This window comes from Sphingopyxis sp. LARHCG72, assembly GCF_052871675.1.
In genome coordinates, this window is the sequence record NZ_JBIXJU010000013.1 from 17,914 (window position 1) to 32,553 (window position 14,640).

A 14,640-nucleotide genomic window follows, 5' to 3' on the forward strand; every position below is an offset into this window, starting at 1 on the left:
TCCTGCTCGGGGCAAGCGGGGCGAACAATCCACCAATAAGGTGGATAGCAGAGCGGCCGGATTGTGGCATGGTTCCCCGATGCTGATCCGGACGAAACTGGCTCCCCCGAACAGGTCGATCGACCTTTTGTGGCGCGAGGCGCTGGTCGACCGGATCACGCGGTCGACCAAGCATCTGACGGTCGTCTCGGCACCCGCCGGCTATGGCAAGACGACCCTGCTCAGCCAATGCCATACCCAGTGGCGCAGCGAAGACGTCGCCGTCGCCTGGTACAGCGTCGACGATTCGAAGTTCGAGGCCGATCAGTTCTTCGCTTATCTGATGGCGGCGCTGCACCGCGCCGGGTTGCCCCTGCCATATTCACATGAAGCGATCGATGCGGGCCTGCCCGGCCTCGCCGCCGAATCCGCCGCGCGCGCGATCGTCCTTGCGCTCGATGCCAGCGAAGAGCCAGTGCGGCTGATCATCGACGATTATCACCGCATCGCGTCGCCCGCGACCAATCGCTTCCTCGAATATGTGATCGAACGTATGCCGTCGCACGCGGCAATCATCGTCGCACAGCGTGGGCAGCCCGAAATTGCGCTGTCGGGCTTGCGCGTCAGCGGGCAACTGCTGCAGATTGAACAGAGCGACATCCGCTTTTCGGACAGCGAGGCACGCGCCTTCATCGCCGACCAGTCGGGCAAGGTCGAGTGGGCCGAACTGGTCGACCGGACCGAGGGATGGCCCGCCGCACTGCAATTGCTGCGGTTGTGGCTGGCCGGGCGCGACCATGTCGACACGCTCGATCATCTGACGCGGCGCTCGACCGACCTTGCCGACTATCTGGCCGAACAGGTGTTTGCCGGCCTGGAGCCCGACATCCAGCAATTCCTGCTCGAAACATCGATCGCGCAGCGTATCTGCAAGGGGCTGGGTGACGCCATTTCGGGCCGCGACGATGGTGCACTGATGCTCGATCAGATGCGCCGCCAGAATCTGCTGATCGCGCCGCTCGACGACGAAGGCGTCTGGTATCGCTTTCACCCGCTGCTGCGCGAGTTTTTGTACGACACGCTGTCGCGTGGCAGTCCGGCGCGTCTCGACGCCCTCCATCTGCGTGCGGCGGCCTGGCTGGCGGCCGAGAATCTGTTGCCCGAGGCGCTGGCGCATGCGGCGCTGGTATCCGATCAGGCGGCGGCCCTTGCGATCATCGAGGAAGCGGGGGGGTGGCGCATGGCGATCCGCGGCGGGCTGTCGCTGCTCCGCCATCTCGACGATCTCGACCCCGTCACGCCCGGCGATTTCCCACGCGTGACATTGGGGCAAGCCTATTATGCCGCGCAGCACGGCCGGTTGGTCGAGGCACGGTCGCTGCTCGACGGCCTCTTTGCGGCACGACCGATCGCGGAGGTCGAGCAGAGCGATCCCGCGCTCGCGTGCGAAATGCTGTGCAACGATCTCGTCACACTGATTTACGAGGATCGCAGCTTCCCGCCCGAATGCCTGCCGGTGCTCGAGCGCCAGCTCGCCTTCGAAGGGCATGATCCGACGCTGCGCGTCCTGCTGCATCATTTGTCGAGCCTCGCCAGTTTCGACCGCGGTGACGACCTGTGGTGCCGCGTCCATGGAGAGAAGGCTTGCAAGCTCGCCCGCCTGCATCAGCTGCCGCTGCTCGAAGTTTACGCCTATCAATATCTCGGCCTGTCGCAGATGCGGACAGGGCGTCGGCGCGAGGCGGAACTCTTCTTTCGTCGCAGTCTGGAACAGGCAACGCGCCATTTCGGTGAAGGCAGCCCGCAGGTCGCGGTGGCGATCGCCTTGCTCGCCTATACGCTCTATCTGTCGGGCAATCTCTCGACCGCGACCGACCTGCTGGAATCCGCGCTGCCGGTGATCGAGGCGACCGAGGGCTGGCACGATGTTTTCGTCGCCGCCTATGCGACGCAGGCATGGTTCGCGGTGCGAACGGGCAATCTGGCGCAGGCCGAACAGATCATTCACCGCGGGCGCGAAACGGCCGAGCGTCGCAACCTGCCGCGGTTGCGCTATCAGCTCGACCTGATCCGCGTGCGGATGCTGCTCAGCATGGGGCATATGGACCAGGCTGCGCATCTGCTCGACACGCTTGGGCCGCCGCAGGAGCTGTTCCGCCAGCGCGACCGCCGGCTGGCGTGCGATTATGGCATCGCCGTGCTGGCATGCGCCCTGCAGAGCGGTCGATATGACGGCCATGACCTGACATCGTTTGCCGCCGATGTGGCGGACGCGGGGTCGGTTGCGCTCGATATGGAGATGAACATCCTGCGCGCTGCCGCCCTTGCCGTCGGTGGCGAGCGGGTGGAGGCGGCGCATCGCTTTCGTCTTGCGCTCGAAACCGCCGAGAGCGAGGGGCTGATCGGCATCGTGTCGCAGTTCGGTGCCTTGCTGCCGCTGGCGCTTGAAGCGTGTGAAGAGGCTCTCCACCTTTTCGAACCGGCACAGCGCAGCGTCGTCGCGCGGCTGCGGCAGAACAGCCCGAGCGCGCGCCGGGGGGCGCTGGCCATCCTGCCGGCGGCAAGCGAGATCATCGTCACGCCGCGCGAGATCGAGGTGCTCCGGGCGCTGGCAGACGGAATGTCGAGCAAGGAAATGGCACGCAGCCTGGGCGTCGCCGAAAGCACGATCAAGACGCACCGCATCAACATCTATCGCAAGCTGGACGTCGCGACGCGTTCGCGGGCGATTGCCGCAGCGCGCAAGATGCGCCTGATCTGACCTTCTCCACCTTTTCTCCCGATATACGAAGCGCAGATCGTCCCCATAGGATCTGGCTTCAACGACCGGACAAAAAGCCCGGCGTCATATGAAGGGGACTGCATGATGATTTTTCGAAGCTCCTTGTTGGGCGGCCTGCTGGGTTCGGCCTGTCTTTTGGGCGGCACCGCCGCCGCACAGGAAGCCCAAGAGGTCAGCGACGGTAACGAGATCATCGTGACCGCCCGCCAACGCTCCGAAAATCTGCAGCAGGTTCCCGATTCGATTACCGCCTTCTCGGCGCAGGCGATCGAGGATGCGGGCATCCGCAGCATCGACGACGTGACTGTGTTGATGCCCAACATCTCGCTGGTCGACGCGCAGGACGCGGGCACCGTCGCGATCAGCATTCGCGGCATCGGCCAGGTCCGCAACGGCGAAGCGCCGGTCGCGCTGGTCATCGACGGCGTGCAGATGACCTCCACCGACATGATCAAGCAGGCGCTCTACGATCTCGAACAGATCGAAGTGCTCAAGGGGCCGCAGGGCGCGCTCTATGGCCGCAACGCGATCGGCGGCGCGATCAACATCACCACCCGCCGTCCGACCAACGACCTCGAAGGCCGGATCGGCATCGACTATGCCAATGGCGATGATCGCCGCCTGTCGGGCTCGCTCAGCGGTGCGCTGGTCCCCGATCTCTTGCTGTTCCGTATCGCGGCGGACTATCGCAAGTTCGACGGCGTACTCCACAATGTCACGCTGGGTCGCAAGGTCGACTTCGCGGAGGATCTGAACCTGCGCGGGCGTTTGATCCTGACGCCGACCGATCGCCTGACGATCGACCTGCGCGGCGCTTATGGCGATCTCAAGGGCGGCGCGTCATGGTATATTCCGCTTCCCGACGGGCAGGCGAACAACACCGGCATCCCTATCCAGAACGACTTCCTCGGTACCAGCCCGCGCAAGACCAAGGACGGGTCGCTCAAGATCGACTATGAATTCGATCCGTTCACGGTGTCGTCGGTCAGCGCGTATAACGACACCAAGATCGACCTGCTCGAAGACCTCGACTGGACGCCTGCCTCGCTCCTCGGCGCGCGCCAGATCCGCGGTTATGAAAGCTTCAGCCAGGAATTCCGTTTCTCCTCGCCCTCGTCGCAGCGGCTGCGCTGGACGGCGGGCGCCTATCTGCTCGATGCGAAAAAGAGCATCGACACGATCATCCTCCTGTCGCCCGATGCGACGGCCAGCGGCCTTCCGCCCTCGGCCTATCTGCCGCTGCCGGTGGCCGGCGCGGACGAGGATATCCTGACCAAGGCGCTCTATGCCCAGTTCAACTATAATGCGACCGATGCGCTCGAACTGACTGCGGCGCTGCGCTACGATCACGATCGCCGGACGCAGACCGACCGGCTGGGCGGCGGGGCGGTCCGCAAGACCAGCTTCGACGAATGGCAGCCCAAGCTGTCGGTCAAATACAGCCTGTCGCCCGATCACATGATCTACGTCACCGGCGCGCGCGGTTTCCGCAGCGGTGGTTTCAATCCGCCGACCGGGGTTTTCCCCGAAATCTATCGCCCCGAGGTCGCCGATACGCTGGAGATCGGTACCAAGAACAGCCTTGCCGACCGCAAGGTCACGCTCAACGCTGCGGCCTTTTTCATGAAGTACAAGGACCAGCAGGTCTTCGTGCTCAACGTCGCAGATCAGGGCATCGTCAACGTCGCGAAGACCGATATCCTCGGTTTCGAGGTGGAGGCGCAGGCACGGCCGTCACGCAACCTGCAGTTCGGCGCCTCGCTCGGCTTCATCGATACCAAGATCAAGGATTTCGACGGCACCGCATTGTTCCGCGGCAACAAGGTGCCGTTGACCTATCGCTGGTCCTACACGCTGTTCGGCCAATATAAGGCGGAGGTCAGCCCGGACGCCGATCTGGTCGCGCGCGTCGATTATTCGGGCCGCTCGGGCAATTTCTGGCACGTCGACAATGCCGACCGTCAGGATGCGGTCCATCTGGTCAATGCGCGGCTGACCTATGACGCAAAGCGCTATTCCATCGGTCTCTACGTCACCAACCTGTTCAAGGAACGCTACACCGAGGAATTCTTCGCCAAGGAGTTTTCCGCCGCCGCCAACGACATCGCCTATCCGGGTCAGCCGCGTCGCTATGGCGTCGCCGCGACCTTCAATTTCTGAGGATCAGACCGATGACGGCGCATGTTCGCGATCTCGAAGATATGCTCAACGGCCAGCAGGCGGCGATCGAATTGCTCGATCGCCGTCGGCACGGCCGCGGCGTGACCTATGAAGGGCAGGACGACCGCTTTTCGCAAAACTGGTATCCGATGTGCCGGTCGACCGACGTGGAGCCGGGGGGCGTCCTCGGGCGCAATTTCCTCGACGGCCGGGTCGTCGTCTATCGCAGCGAGGACGGCACCCCCAATGTCGTCAGCGCCTATTGCCCGCACAATGGCGCCGACCTGTCGATCGGCAAGGTCGCGGGCGACCGGCTGGTCTGCGCCTTCCATCACTGGGAATTCGGCATGGACGGCAAATGCGCCCGGACCGCCACCAACGACCCGCTGACCGGCGCGATGCGCGTTTTCCGCTATCCGGTGCAGGAACGCTTCGGCCTGATCTGGGCGTTCAATGGCGAGGAAGCGCTGTACGATCTTCCCGACCTTGGCTTTCCGGACGAGGAACTCGCCTTCCATGCCGAGATACCCCACCTCGACCTGCTCGCCGATCCATGGGTGTTCATGTGCAACACCACCGATTTCAACCATATCAACATCGTCCATGGTATCGAGATCGAGGGCGACGCGACCAACGATATCAACTGGCATGACTATGGCTATAATTATGATCTGAAGGGCCGCTTTCGCGAAACCGGCGCCGCGATCGAATATAAGGTCGGCATCCACGGCAATAATATCTTTTATCAGATGGGCAGCGTGAACGGACGCTGGTTCGCCTTCCTCTATCCGTGCGGCATCCACCGGCCCGGAACGCTCCGCAGTTATTTCGTGATCGCGACGCAAAAGTCGGACGGCACGCCCGAAGACGACAGGCGCGTGCAGGAAACGCTCGATTTCGCGCAGGCGCTCGAAATCGCGGTGGTCGATCAGGACGTCGAGATCCTGAACACGATCCGCTTCACGCGCGGCATGTTCACGCGCAGCGACAAGGCACTTGGCCGCTTCGTCGATTATCTGAAGACCTTCCCGCGCGCGCACCCCGGCGCCGACTTCATCCGCTGAGGAGAGTGATATGCTGTCGGTAGAAATTGCACGCCGCATCGCGGCGCCTGCGGATAAAGCCTGGGAGTTTATCGGAGATTTCTCGGGCAACATACTGACGCGCGGCTATGTCGCGCGGGTCGAGGCGACGGGGCGGGGGATCGGCGCACTGCGCACCTATCATCTCGATCCCGCGATCGGCGGCGGATCGGTCGTCGAACGGCTCATCGAACTCGACAATGTCGAGCGCGTCATCGGCTATGACATGGTTGACTACGGCCCGCTTCCCTGGGCCGGCTATCGCGGGCGCATTCAGGTGGTCCCCGCCGGCCCCGATGCCTGCATGTTCCATATCCGCACCCAGTTCATTCCGGTCGATCCGGATCAGAGCGAGGAACTGCGCGGCCTGTCGCGCGGCAATATCGAAAAATATATTGCCAATCTCGAAGCCGCTCTCGGCGCCTGACTTGGCGATGAGCGACGACGTGGCAGCGCCGCCTGCGGTGTGGGGGGCGCGTGAGGAGGACGCGCGCGCACCGTTGCAAGGCGATGCGCGATGCGACGTTGCGATCATCGGCGGAGGACTGATCGGACTGACCGCCGCGGACGTCGCGAGCCGCCACGGCCTCTCTGTCATGCTGGTTGAGGCCGATGTCGTGGGCTCCGGCGCGTCGGGGGCCAATGCGGCGGGGGTCGCGCCGGTCTGGGGCGCGCAGACGCCGCGCGGCGTCGAGGCGTCGCTCGGCGCGGAGCGGGGCGCGATGCTAAACGCCGCGCTAGCCGGCGCGGGCGCAGCGCTGATCGAGCGGGCACGAGTGATGCCCTTCGATTGCGGCGCGGTCGGCGGCGGCTATCTGGCCTTGGCAGCCAAGCCGGACACCGGCGCGTCGTTCGCAGATCTCGCCGACCAATGGCGACGGGTAGGAGCCGATGTCACCCTGCTCGGCAAGGCGCTTCCCGACCATGTGCAAAGCCCGCGCTATGTCGAGGGGTTACTGTTCGCCTCGGGCGGAACGCTGAACCCGCGCGCTTATGTTCGAGGTCTCGCCGGGGTTTGCGAAGATCAGGGCGTCCGCATTTTTGAGCAGAGCCCGGTTTCCGGCATCCGGGGCCAGGCGAATGGGCGCTGGGCGGTAGAGAGCGGTGCGGGACGAATCGACGCCACGACGGTGATTTCGGCCGTGCATGGCGGCGCCGGCACCGGATGGGGACTAGATCGTATCGCGTGGCGTATCGATTGCCTGTTGATTGGCTCGGCGCCGCTAACCGAGGCGCAGCGGCAAGCCCTGCCGGGCGCGCCGACCTTTGCCGATCTCGATGATGTCTCGGTATTCGGCGGGACATTTACGGCCGACGGACGGATTGTCGCGACGGTACTGCCTGGGCCGGGCCAACCGTCGCTGTCCGATGCGGTGGCCATCTATACCGAAAAATTCATGCGCGCCTTTCCCGATGCCGCGTCGCCGCAATGGGAGACGCTGGATCGTGGTCATATCCTGATGACGCACGACAAGCTGCCGCAACTGCTCGAACTCGGGCCGCACCTTTTCGCGGGCCAAGGGTGCAACGGCTATGGGCTGTGCGCCGGCATGTTGCTCGGCGAGGATCTTGCCCGGCTCGCGCTTCGGCGGCCCGACATGCCGCCCCGGTTCATGCTGGAATCTCCGCGTCGGTCCCGATTGGCCCGTTTCATTCCCGCACTGGCGCGAAGAGTCATGCCGCTTATTCGGCGATTTGCTTGAGCCAAATCGCGTGTTGGCCTTCGTCACGCGAGGCGGCCGCATCGTTCCTTTGCGCAACTTGTGACGAATGCTCGCCAATGTCCGTTCCGCATATTCCAGGCTCTCGAGCGGACGGTCCGCTGTCGGCCAAGGCCTGCGGTTGCGACGGTTGGAGGGACGGCCGACCGCCAATATGGCAGAAACGGCATGGGGAGTACTCGGGCAGTTTTTAGCCAGCCACTTTGGAAAGTGGCCGCAACTTCTCAACAGTGTCGCCCGCTCAGCACTGCGATATCCCGCCAAAAGATGCGCAGGATTGTCGCTTCCCTCGCTGCTGGTATTTGTGATGTGTCGCGTTCAACGACCTCACCACCCAATCGAAGATAAAATCGTAAAGCCGCCTCGTTGGCTTCGAACACCCAGAGGTGCAGGCCGCGGGTTGCAGCGTCCGCCTCAATGCGGCGGGCAACAGCCCTTATAATGTGCCGCCCAATGCCACTACCACGAAGGCCGGGGCGGACATGCAAATTGTCAATCCAGCTACCCCAGACTGGATCAAGATCGCGATATGCACATCCAAAGCCCACTGGAACAGTATCGCTGCCTTCTCCAATAAGGATCAGCCTTTTTGGATCAGGCCTCTCCAATCGTTCCGACCATATGGCGCGTCGATCATCTTCAATTGGCCCCGACAAGAACCCGGGGTCTAGCACATTTGCATATGCATCTCGCCAACTCGCGCAGTGGATTGCAGCGATTTCCCCGGCGTCGGTCAAAGTGGCATGCCGGATCGTGATTTCACCTTTGAGCATACCCGTAGTGAACCGCACGCGTGCCTGTCGGTCAACAATCGAATATCTGTTTTCGGGCACTTGGGTGGTGGCAACGAACGTCCGCGAACGGTCGCGAGCTGTTAGCCTCGTTCCATCGGTATCGAACGTCTGCTTCTCCAGGTTTACCTCTTGGAAGCTGCCAGTCCGAAACCGGCCATGAGTGGCAAGCGTCTGAACGGCTTTTCGATAGCGGATATGCGGCTCGTCTGGACGTTGAAAAGGGACGCGGTATGAACCGCGCCCCTTCATCCGCTCGCTTTTGCGCGCCGTTCAGCCCTTGCAGGGACCGACATTGCTGCTGGTAACCTGCATCTGCATTTCCATGTCACCGCCACCCATCGGCGACTTGCCCTTCGACGTCACGAGAACATCGGTCTTCTTGGCGCCGAGGGTTCCCGCGAGTGCGAGTTCGACTTTCTGCGCGCCCTGTGTGCATGTGCCTGCGACGTCGATCTTGCCGTCGCCGATCTGGTTCTTGCTCCAGGTGCAGGCTTCGCCATAGCCCTTCGACAGTGCGCCGGCGACGTCTTCCTTCTCAGCCTGTTCCTGCGTGAGGCACTGTTCGGTGCCGCTGGCGGCTGCGAGTTGCTTCGACATCTGATCCTTCACATTGTCGGGTACGCCTGGCATCTCGAACTTGACCAGCTTGACGTCGGTCTTCCAGTTGCCGGCTTCGCGCTTCACCGTCCCGGCCGGCGTTGCCGCCTGGTCTTCGCTCTTGCCGCAGCCGCCCAGTGCCAGCGCCGCGCTGATCGCGGCGACCGTCAGAAACTTCTTCATAGCTTCGATAATCCTTCGATTGTTGTTCTTGGGCCCCTGCCAGGTCGCAATCACTTCGCGCCCAAGCGATTGCGAGCGCGCATGTATCATGATTGCAATGGGATGCACGTCCAAAGTTAGAAGACTATCTATCGGAGCAATCGGCCAGCAGCCGGTTCGATCGCGGAGGCAACAACGTCCGCATTCTTATTGTCTGCTTCCAAGAATGGACTGGCCGCAATCGGCCAGAGCGCGTCAAGGCTCCGGCCCGGATGACCTCCACAGATAGATCTCAGGCGCAACCGCTCGGTCCGCGACTGCCAATGCTCTAGAATTCTCCCGCCACGCCAACGCGGACGGCATTGTTGCCGTGTCCCGCATAAGCGAAGCCCGCGGTGAGGGCGAAGGGGTTTTCGGTATCCAGCCGGTGCGCAATCGCGCCGCCGATCGCCTGCGCTTCGCGGAACGTCGAGCCGTTGAGCGAGTAGCTGGTCCGCCCCGGCTCCGATGGCATCGGTGCATGGCCCATCGCCATTGCTGCGGCGGTGCCCGAGCGCGCGTCGCGCCGGACGCGGTCGAGGTCGAAGCGGATCTTTGCCAGATCGCCCGGACCGAAATCGGCGAGCGCGAGATTGCCCGCTGCGTCCGATGTCACGTAGCTCACCGGACCGGACTGCGCCGCGCGGCTCGCGGCGGAGCCGATGCCCGCGAGCGTATAGGTCGAGGCCGTCGATCCGAGCGATACCTGACCCGCCCGGTTCGCAACCGCATTCTCGCCGATCGCAACCGCTCCCGCTGCCGTCGCCCGGGCATTGCTGCCCAGAGCGATTGCCGACTGCCCCTCGGCGACGCTGTCGGCGCCGATGGCCACGGCGGCAAGCCCGGTCGCGCGATTGTCTGCGCCGATCGCCACCGCACCGCGCCCCGTCGCGAGATTGGGGTCGCCGATCGCAACCGCTCCATCACCCGAGGCAACATTGCCGAGCCCGATCGCCACGGCCGCGCCGTCGGTCGCCCGGGCGCCGGTGCCGATCGCGACCGCGTCACGGCCGCTGGCGTTCGCGCCCGAGCCCATCGCAATCGCATTCGCGCCGGTCGCGGTCGGCCGGGCGCCGCTGCCGTTGATCGCCATATAATCGGTACGTGCCAGCGCTTCGTCGGCGCTCGCCTTGGCGATCTGGGCGTTGGCCGAGGCGCTTTCGGCAATCGAGCGGGCGAGGTTGGCATTGGTCTGCGCGGCAACGGCGACCGTCTCCGCCTCCGTGGCTTTCACGGCGGCGGCATCGGCGGCGGATTGGGCATTGTTCGCATTGGTGAGCGCCAGCTCCGCCGTTTGGCGCGTTACCGCGCCGCTCGCGATGGCCTCATTGGCGAGGTCGTGAGCCGCGTCCGCACGGGTTTGTGCGGTCGCTGCCTCGGTGCGCGCAATGGCCGCCTCGCTTGCGGCGCCTTCTGCGGTCGCCTGCGCGGTCGCGGCGTTGGCCAGCGCCGTATTGGCGGTGTTTTGCGCCGTCGCCGCGTTGGCCAGTGCCGTGTCGGCCGTGCCTTGGGCGGCCGCAGCATTGTTCAGTGCGGTGGTTGCTGTCGCTTGCGCGGCCGTCGCGCCGGCAAGCGCGGTGTCCGCCGTCGCCTGCGCCGCCGCGACCGCCTGGTTGGTCGTATGAAGCTGCCCGCCCGTTACGGCGTCGGTGGATCCGGCCGCGACGGTGCCGTCGGCGACGTTGACGATGCTGCGCTCGGCGCCCACCGCGCCGACCGAGACCGTGTTCGCCTGATCCGCCACCGATCCCTGTCCCAGCGCGACCGCGCCGTCGCCGGTGGCGCTGGCGCCCTGACCAAAGGCGGAAGCGCCGAGGGCGTGGGCCTTGGCGTTTTCGCCCACCGCGGTCGCGTCGGTCTGTCCGGCCGCGGTCCCGCCCGCCTCCGCATTGGCGCCGATCGCTGTCGAGCGGGCATTGGAATAATATTGGCCGGTCCACAAGCCGCCGGCCTGGGCGGAATGGCCGATAGCCGTACTCGATTCGCCCGCTGTCAGACTCCTGGCGCCAGTCGCAGTGCCATAGTCGTTGAAGACAATGCTGTCGTGGCCGACGGCGGTGCTGCTCGCGCCATCGGCTCTGCCGCTTTGGCCGATTGCGGTGCTGTTTGCGCCGCCGGCAACGCTGAACTGGCCGAGCGCGGTGCTGTTCGCGCTATTGGCGATGCTGTTCTGTCCGACGGCTGTGCTGCGGGTGCCTGTGGCGCGGCTGATTGTGCCGATCGCGGTGCTATAGTCGCCCGAGGCCCCCGCGTCCTGGCCGAAAGCCGACGCGTCGATGGCATTGGCCTTGGCGTTCGCTCCCACGGCGGTCGCGTTGTTTTGGCCGGCGGCGCCCGTGCCCGCCTGCGCGAGGGCGCCCAGCGCGGTCGTGCCGGAATTGGTAAAGCCGTTCGTCGACGTTCCGCCGGCCTCGGCCTGGAATCCCATCGCCGTGCCGTGCAGGCCCGACGCCAAGCTGGCTACGCCCGTCACTGTGCTGCCGTCGCCTGACGCGACGCTGTCGGTACCGGTGGCCGTTGTATAATAGCCGCTTGCGACGCTGTTCGCACCGGTTGCGGTACTGAAATCGCTGCTTGCGATGCTGTTCGCGCCCGTCGCTGTGCTGCGGATGCCGCTGGCCTCGCTGCCCCTGCCGGTGGCGGTGGCGGCAAAGCCGCTGGCGGTGCTGCCATGCCCGATCGCGGTGGTGGCGGTGCTGCTCGCGGTGCTGTCCCGGCCGACGGCGGTGCTGTTGAGACCGCTGGCGTCGCTGTTCTCGCCGCATTCGGTGCTGTTCGCGCCGGTGCCGACATTGCACTCGGGCGTCGGGTCGGCGCGTGCCGTCGTGGGCAGCGTCAGCATGGCCGCGATGGCGAGCGGGGTGGCGGCGGCAAGCAGTTTTACGCGCAGTGGACGCATGATTTTTCCCCTGATTCATGATCACATGCCGCCATCCGGCCCAGAGGGCATGGTGTCCGCGCGAATGCTGCGGATGCGGCCTCTCTGATACGCCCGCGCCGGGTCATGTTGCGGGCCAGATTAGTGGAGCAAAGGCCGGCATTTCTACCGATCAATTCCGATCAATTCTGACCGATTCTGCCGACGCTGGTACGGAATGCCAAGGTTAATCCAACGCAAAGCATTGAGTTGCGACCGGAAATATCGGATGGCGCTTTCATGGGCGCGCGAACGACATGCTTGATCTAGAGACGATTCTGATCGTCACACTGGCAACGGCATGTCTTCAGGCGCTGGTCTGGATTTTTGTCTGGCGCGCGTGGCGGCACCTTTACGAACTCCAGTTTCTCGCCGCGGGTTTCGTCGCGATAGCAGCGGGAATATCGCTGATGCTCGTGCGCGGCGGCGATCCGGCGGAGGGTGCGATCGTCATCCCCAACACGGTCATCAAGATCGGGCTCGTCCTGTTGGCCGAAGGGCTCGCACGCTTTCTCGGCCAGCCTCGCTATAGCTGGATCGGCATTTCATTGCTGATCGCCCATACCGCAGTCTGGAGCGCACTCGTCGCCGTGGATCCGGGCAATATTGCAGCGCGCATTCATGCCTCGACCATATTCACTGTGATCATCATGTCGATGATGTGCCTCGGTCTCGCGCGCGACCGCGTGCAGCCGGTAGCCCTGCGTTGGGCCACGATCGCCGTACTTGCTCAATATATGCTGGCGAGCATCGTCCAGAGCGTCCTCGAGATCGGCTTGACCGCCGATTTTCAAAGCGCACCGGTCCTCGCTGACCGCAATGCCTGGTATCTGTTGCAGGGCACCCTGTTCCTGATCGCTCTCTTTGCATGCCTGCTCTTCATGGTGAGCGCACGGTTGTCCGCAGACTTGCGCGAAAGGAACGCGAGCCTTTCTCGTGAAGTGCAGGAACGGCGGCGGCTCGAGAAGGATCTGAGCGTGAGCCTCGCGACCGAGCGCGCGTTACGCGAAGAACAGATCGATCTTATGCGGATCGTCAGCCATGAGTTCCGCACGCCGCTCGCCATCATTCGCAATTCAGCAGAAATGATCGGCCTGGTCGGCGACAGATCGCCCGAAGCGACCCGGGAACGGCTCGTGGGGATAGACGAAGCACTCGATCGCCTGTTCGCCCTGATCGATCGATTCATGGCCAACGACCGCGAACATACCTATCGGCCCGAGCCAATCCCGATCGGCATCGTTCTCGGGGAAGTGCAGAAGCATTTTGCGCTGATGGGATGTAGCCATCGCCTGGAGGTCGTGGCCGAACCGGAGACCATCTTCCTCGCCGATCTTGAAATGATGGTTACGGTCCTGATCAACCTTGTGGACAATGCCCTGAAATATTCGCCGGACCATTTCCCGGTCCGCATTGCCGTCCGGGAGGAGCGCGCCCGCCTCGTGATCGAGGTGCGCGATCGAGGGATGGGCATTCCCGAAGGGCAGCGCGACAAAGTCGGGCGTCGTTTCTTTCGAGCTTCCAACAGTATGACGATCGCGGGCACTGGCTTGGGAATCTATTCCGCCCGCCGGCTCCTGACTTATCACGGTGCAGCGGTCGATTTCGAGTTCGACAACGAACGCGGCACCGTGGCCGTCGTCCGGATTCCGCTGCGGGTCGAACGCCGGGACCGACCTCTCTATGGGAGCGTGACGGCGTGACTCACATTCTGATCGTCGAGGATGAACCCCGCCTGCGCCAGGATCTTGGCGACTTTCTGGCGTTGCGCGGTTTTGATGTCACGGGTGTCGCCGCGGCGCGCGACATGCGCGCGGCGCTCGCGGATGGCCCTCGACCCGCAGTCGTCATCCTCGACGTGGGATTGCCCGACGGAAACGGTTTCGACCTGGCGATGGAAATCCGCCAAAGCCACGATTGCGGCATCATCATGTTGACCGCCTTCGGCGACAGCGCCGATCGCGTCCGCGGTTTCGACAGCGGTGCCGACATCTATCTCGTCAAGCACAGCACATTGCGGGAGATCGAAGCCGCCATCCGCAGCCTGCTGCGGCGCACCGGAAATCGGCGGACGATCGCGGAGAGCGGCAAGGGGCGCTGGATCCTGGATACCGCCAATTGGGCAATGATCACGCCAGACGGGCAGGTGCTGAAGCTGACGGCGACCGAATTCGCGTTCCTGAACCTGTTGTGCGAACGTCAGGGAGACGTTTGCGCGCGCGACGATATCGTGGCCGCGCTTGCCCGCCCCGGGGGACATTTCGACAATCGTCATCTCGACGCGGTCGTTAGCCGATTGCGCCGCAAGTTCGAGCGGACCACGAATGCCCCGTCCGCGATCAAGGTCGTCTACGGCGTCGGTTATACGTTCACCGCGGATATTATCCTGGGGTGAGTGCTGGCCGTC

At 64.1% G+C, this 14,640-nt stretch carries 10 protein-coding genes; 7 read left to right on the plus strand and 3 right to left on the minus strand.

Annotated elements, in window-relative coordinates; translation table 11 throughout:
- Positions 1-79 precede the first annotated feature (79 nt).
- From ACIPPQ_RS20830 to ACIPPQ_RS20850, 5 genes are all read left to right on the plus strand, one after another.
- Entirely contained in the window at positions 80-2,740 is a 2,661-nt protein-coding gene (locus ACIPPQ_RS20830) for a LuxR C-terminal-related transcriptional regulator (RefSeq protein WP_446545964.1), read from the plus strand.
- A gap of 102 nt (positions 2,741-2,842) precedes the next feature.
- Positions 2,843-4,921: a TonB-dependent receptor gene (locus ACIPPQ_RS20835; protein WP_446545965.1), complete on the plus strand. Its 2,079-nt coding sequence runs from the start codon at positions 2,843-2,845 to the stop codon at positions 4,919-4,921.
- Between the two features lie 11 nt (positions 4,922-4,932).
- Positions 4,933-5,985, plus strand: coding sequence for a Rieske 2Fe-2S domain-containing protein (locus ACIPPQ_RS20840; protein ID WP_446545966.1), 1,053 nt, complete (start codon positions 4,933-4,935; stop codon positions 5,983-5,985).
- Between the two features lie 10 nt (positions 5,986-5,995).
- Positions 5,996-6,430 (plus strand): SRPBCC family protein, encoded by a 435-nt coding sequence (locus tag ACIPPQ_RS20845; protein WP_446545967.1) that lies wholly within the window; start codon positions 5,996-5,998, stop codon positions 6,428-6,430.
- A 7-nt stretch (positions 6,431-6,437) separates the two neighbouring features.
- Entirely contained in the window at positions 6,438-7,706 is a 1,269-nt protein-coding gene (locus tag ACIPPQ_RS20850) for an NAD(P)/FAD-dependent oxidoreductase (protein ID WP_446545968.1), read from the plus strand.
- 242 nt (positions 7,707-7,948) lie between these two features.
- Here ACIPPQ_RS20850 and ACIPPQ_RS20855 read toward each other — a convergent pair whose 3' ends face one another.
- The 3 genes from ACIPPQ_RS20855 to ACIPPQ_RS20865 form a co-directional block, all read right to left on the minus strand.
- Positions 7,949-8,767: an N-acetyltransferase family protein gene (locus ACIPPQ_RS20855; protein ID WP_446545969.1), complete on the minus strand. Its 819-nt coding sequence runs from the start codon at positions 8,765-8,767 to the stop codon at positions 7,949-7,951.
- A gap of 21 nt (positions 8,768-8,788) precedes the next feature.
- Positions 8,789-9,298 carry a DUF3617 family protein gene (locus ACIPPQ_RS20860; protein WP_446545970.1) on the minus strand — a complete coding sequence of 170 codons (510 nt, stop codon included), beginning with the start codon at positions 9,296-9,298 and terminating at the stop codon, positions 8,789-8,791.
- Positions 9,299-9,605: 307 nt separating this feature from the next.
- The gene (locus tag ACIPPQ_RS20865) at positions 9,606-12,215 is read right to left on the minus strand and encodes a YadA family autotransporter adhesin (protein WP_446545971.1); all 2,610 of its coding nucleotides are present in this window, start codon (positions 12,213-12,215) and stop codon (positions 9,606-9,608) included.
- Between the two features lie 275 nt (positions 12,216-12,490).
- On the opposite strand from ACIPPQ_RS20865, the gene ACIPPQ_RS20870 reads away from it, so the two are divergent.
- Positions 12,491-13,936, plus strand: coding sequence for a sensor histidine kinase (locus tag ACIPPQ_RS20870; protein WP_446545972.1), 1,446 nt, complete (start codon positions 12,491-12,493; stop codon positions 13,934-13,936).
- Complete coding sequence (locus tag ACIPPQ_RS20875) at positions 13,933-14,628, plus strand: response regulator transcription factor (RefSeq protein WP_446545973.1); 696 nt, start codon at positions 13,933-13,935, stop codon at positions 14,626-14,628. The genes ACIPPQ_RS20870 and ACIPPQ_RS20875 overlap by 4 nt, the downstream gene beginning before the upstream one ends.
- Positions 14,629-14,640: the final 12 nt, after the last annotated feature.

Coding starts and splice junctions, on each gene's coding strand:
- ACIPPQ_RS20830 (WP_446545964.1), top strand. CDS start 80: ATGCTGATCCGGACGAAACTGGCTCCCCCGAACAGGTCGATCGACCTT.
- ACIPPQ_RS20835 (WP_446545965.1), top strand. CDS start 2,843: ATGATGATTTTTCGAAGCTCCTTGTTGGGCGGCCTGCTGGGTTCGGCC.
- ACIPPQ_RS20840 (WP_446545966.1), top strand. CDS start 4,933: ATGACGGCGCATGTTCGCGATCTCGAAGATATGCTCAACGGCCAGCAG.
- ACIPPQ_RS20845 (WP_446545967.1), top strand. CDS start 5,996: ATGCTGTCGGTAGAAATTGCACGCCGCATCGCGGCGCCTGCGGATAAA.
- ACIPPQ_RS20850 (WP_446545968.1), top strand. CDS start 6,438: ATGAGCGACGACGTGGCAGCGCCGCCTGCGGTGTGGGGGGCGCGTGAG.
- ACIPPQ_RS20855 (WP_446545969.1), bottom strand. CDS start 8,767: ATGAAGGGGCGCGGTTCATACCGCGTCCCTTTTCAACGTCCAGACGAG.
- ACIPPQ_RS20860 (WP_446545970.1), bottom strand. CDS start 9,298: ATGAAGAAGTTTCTGACGGTCGCCGCGATCAGCGCGGCGCTGGCACTG.
- ACIPPQ_RS20865 (WP_446545971.1), bottom strand. CDS start 12,215: ATGCGTCCACTGCGCGTAAAACTGCTTGCCGCCGCCACCCCGCTCGCC.
- ACIPPQ_RS20870 (WP_446545972.1), top strand. CDS start 12,491: ATGCTTGATCTAGAGACGATTCTGATCGTCACACTGGCAACGGCATGT.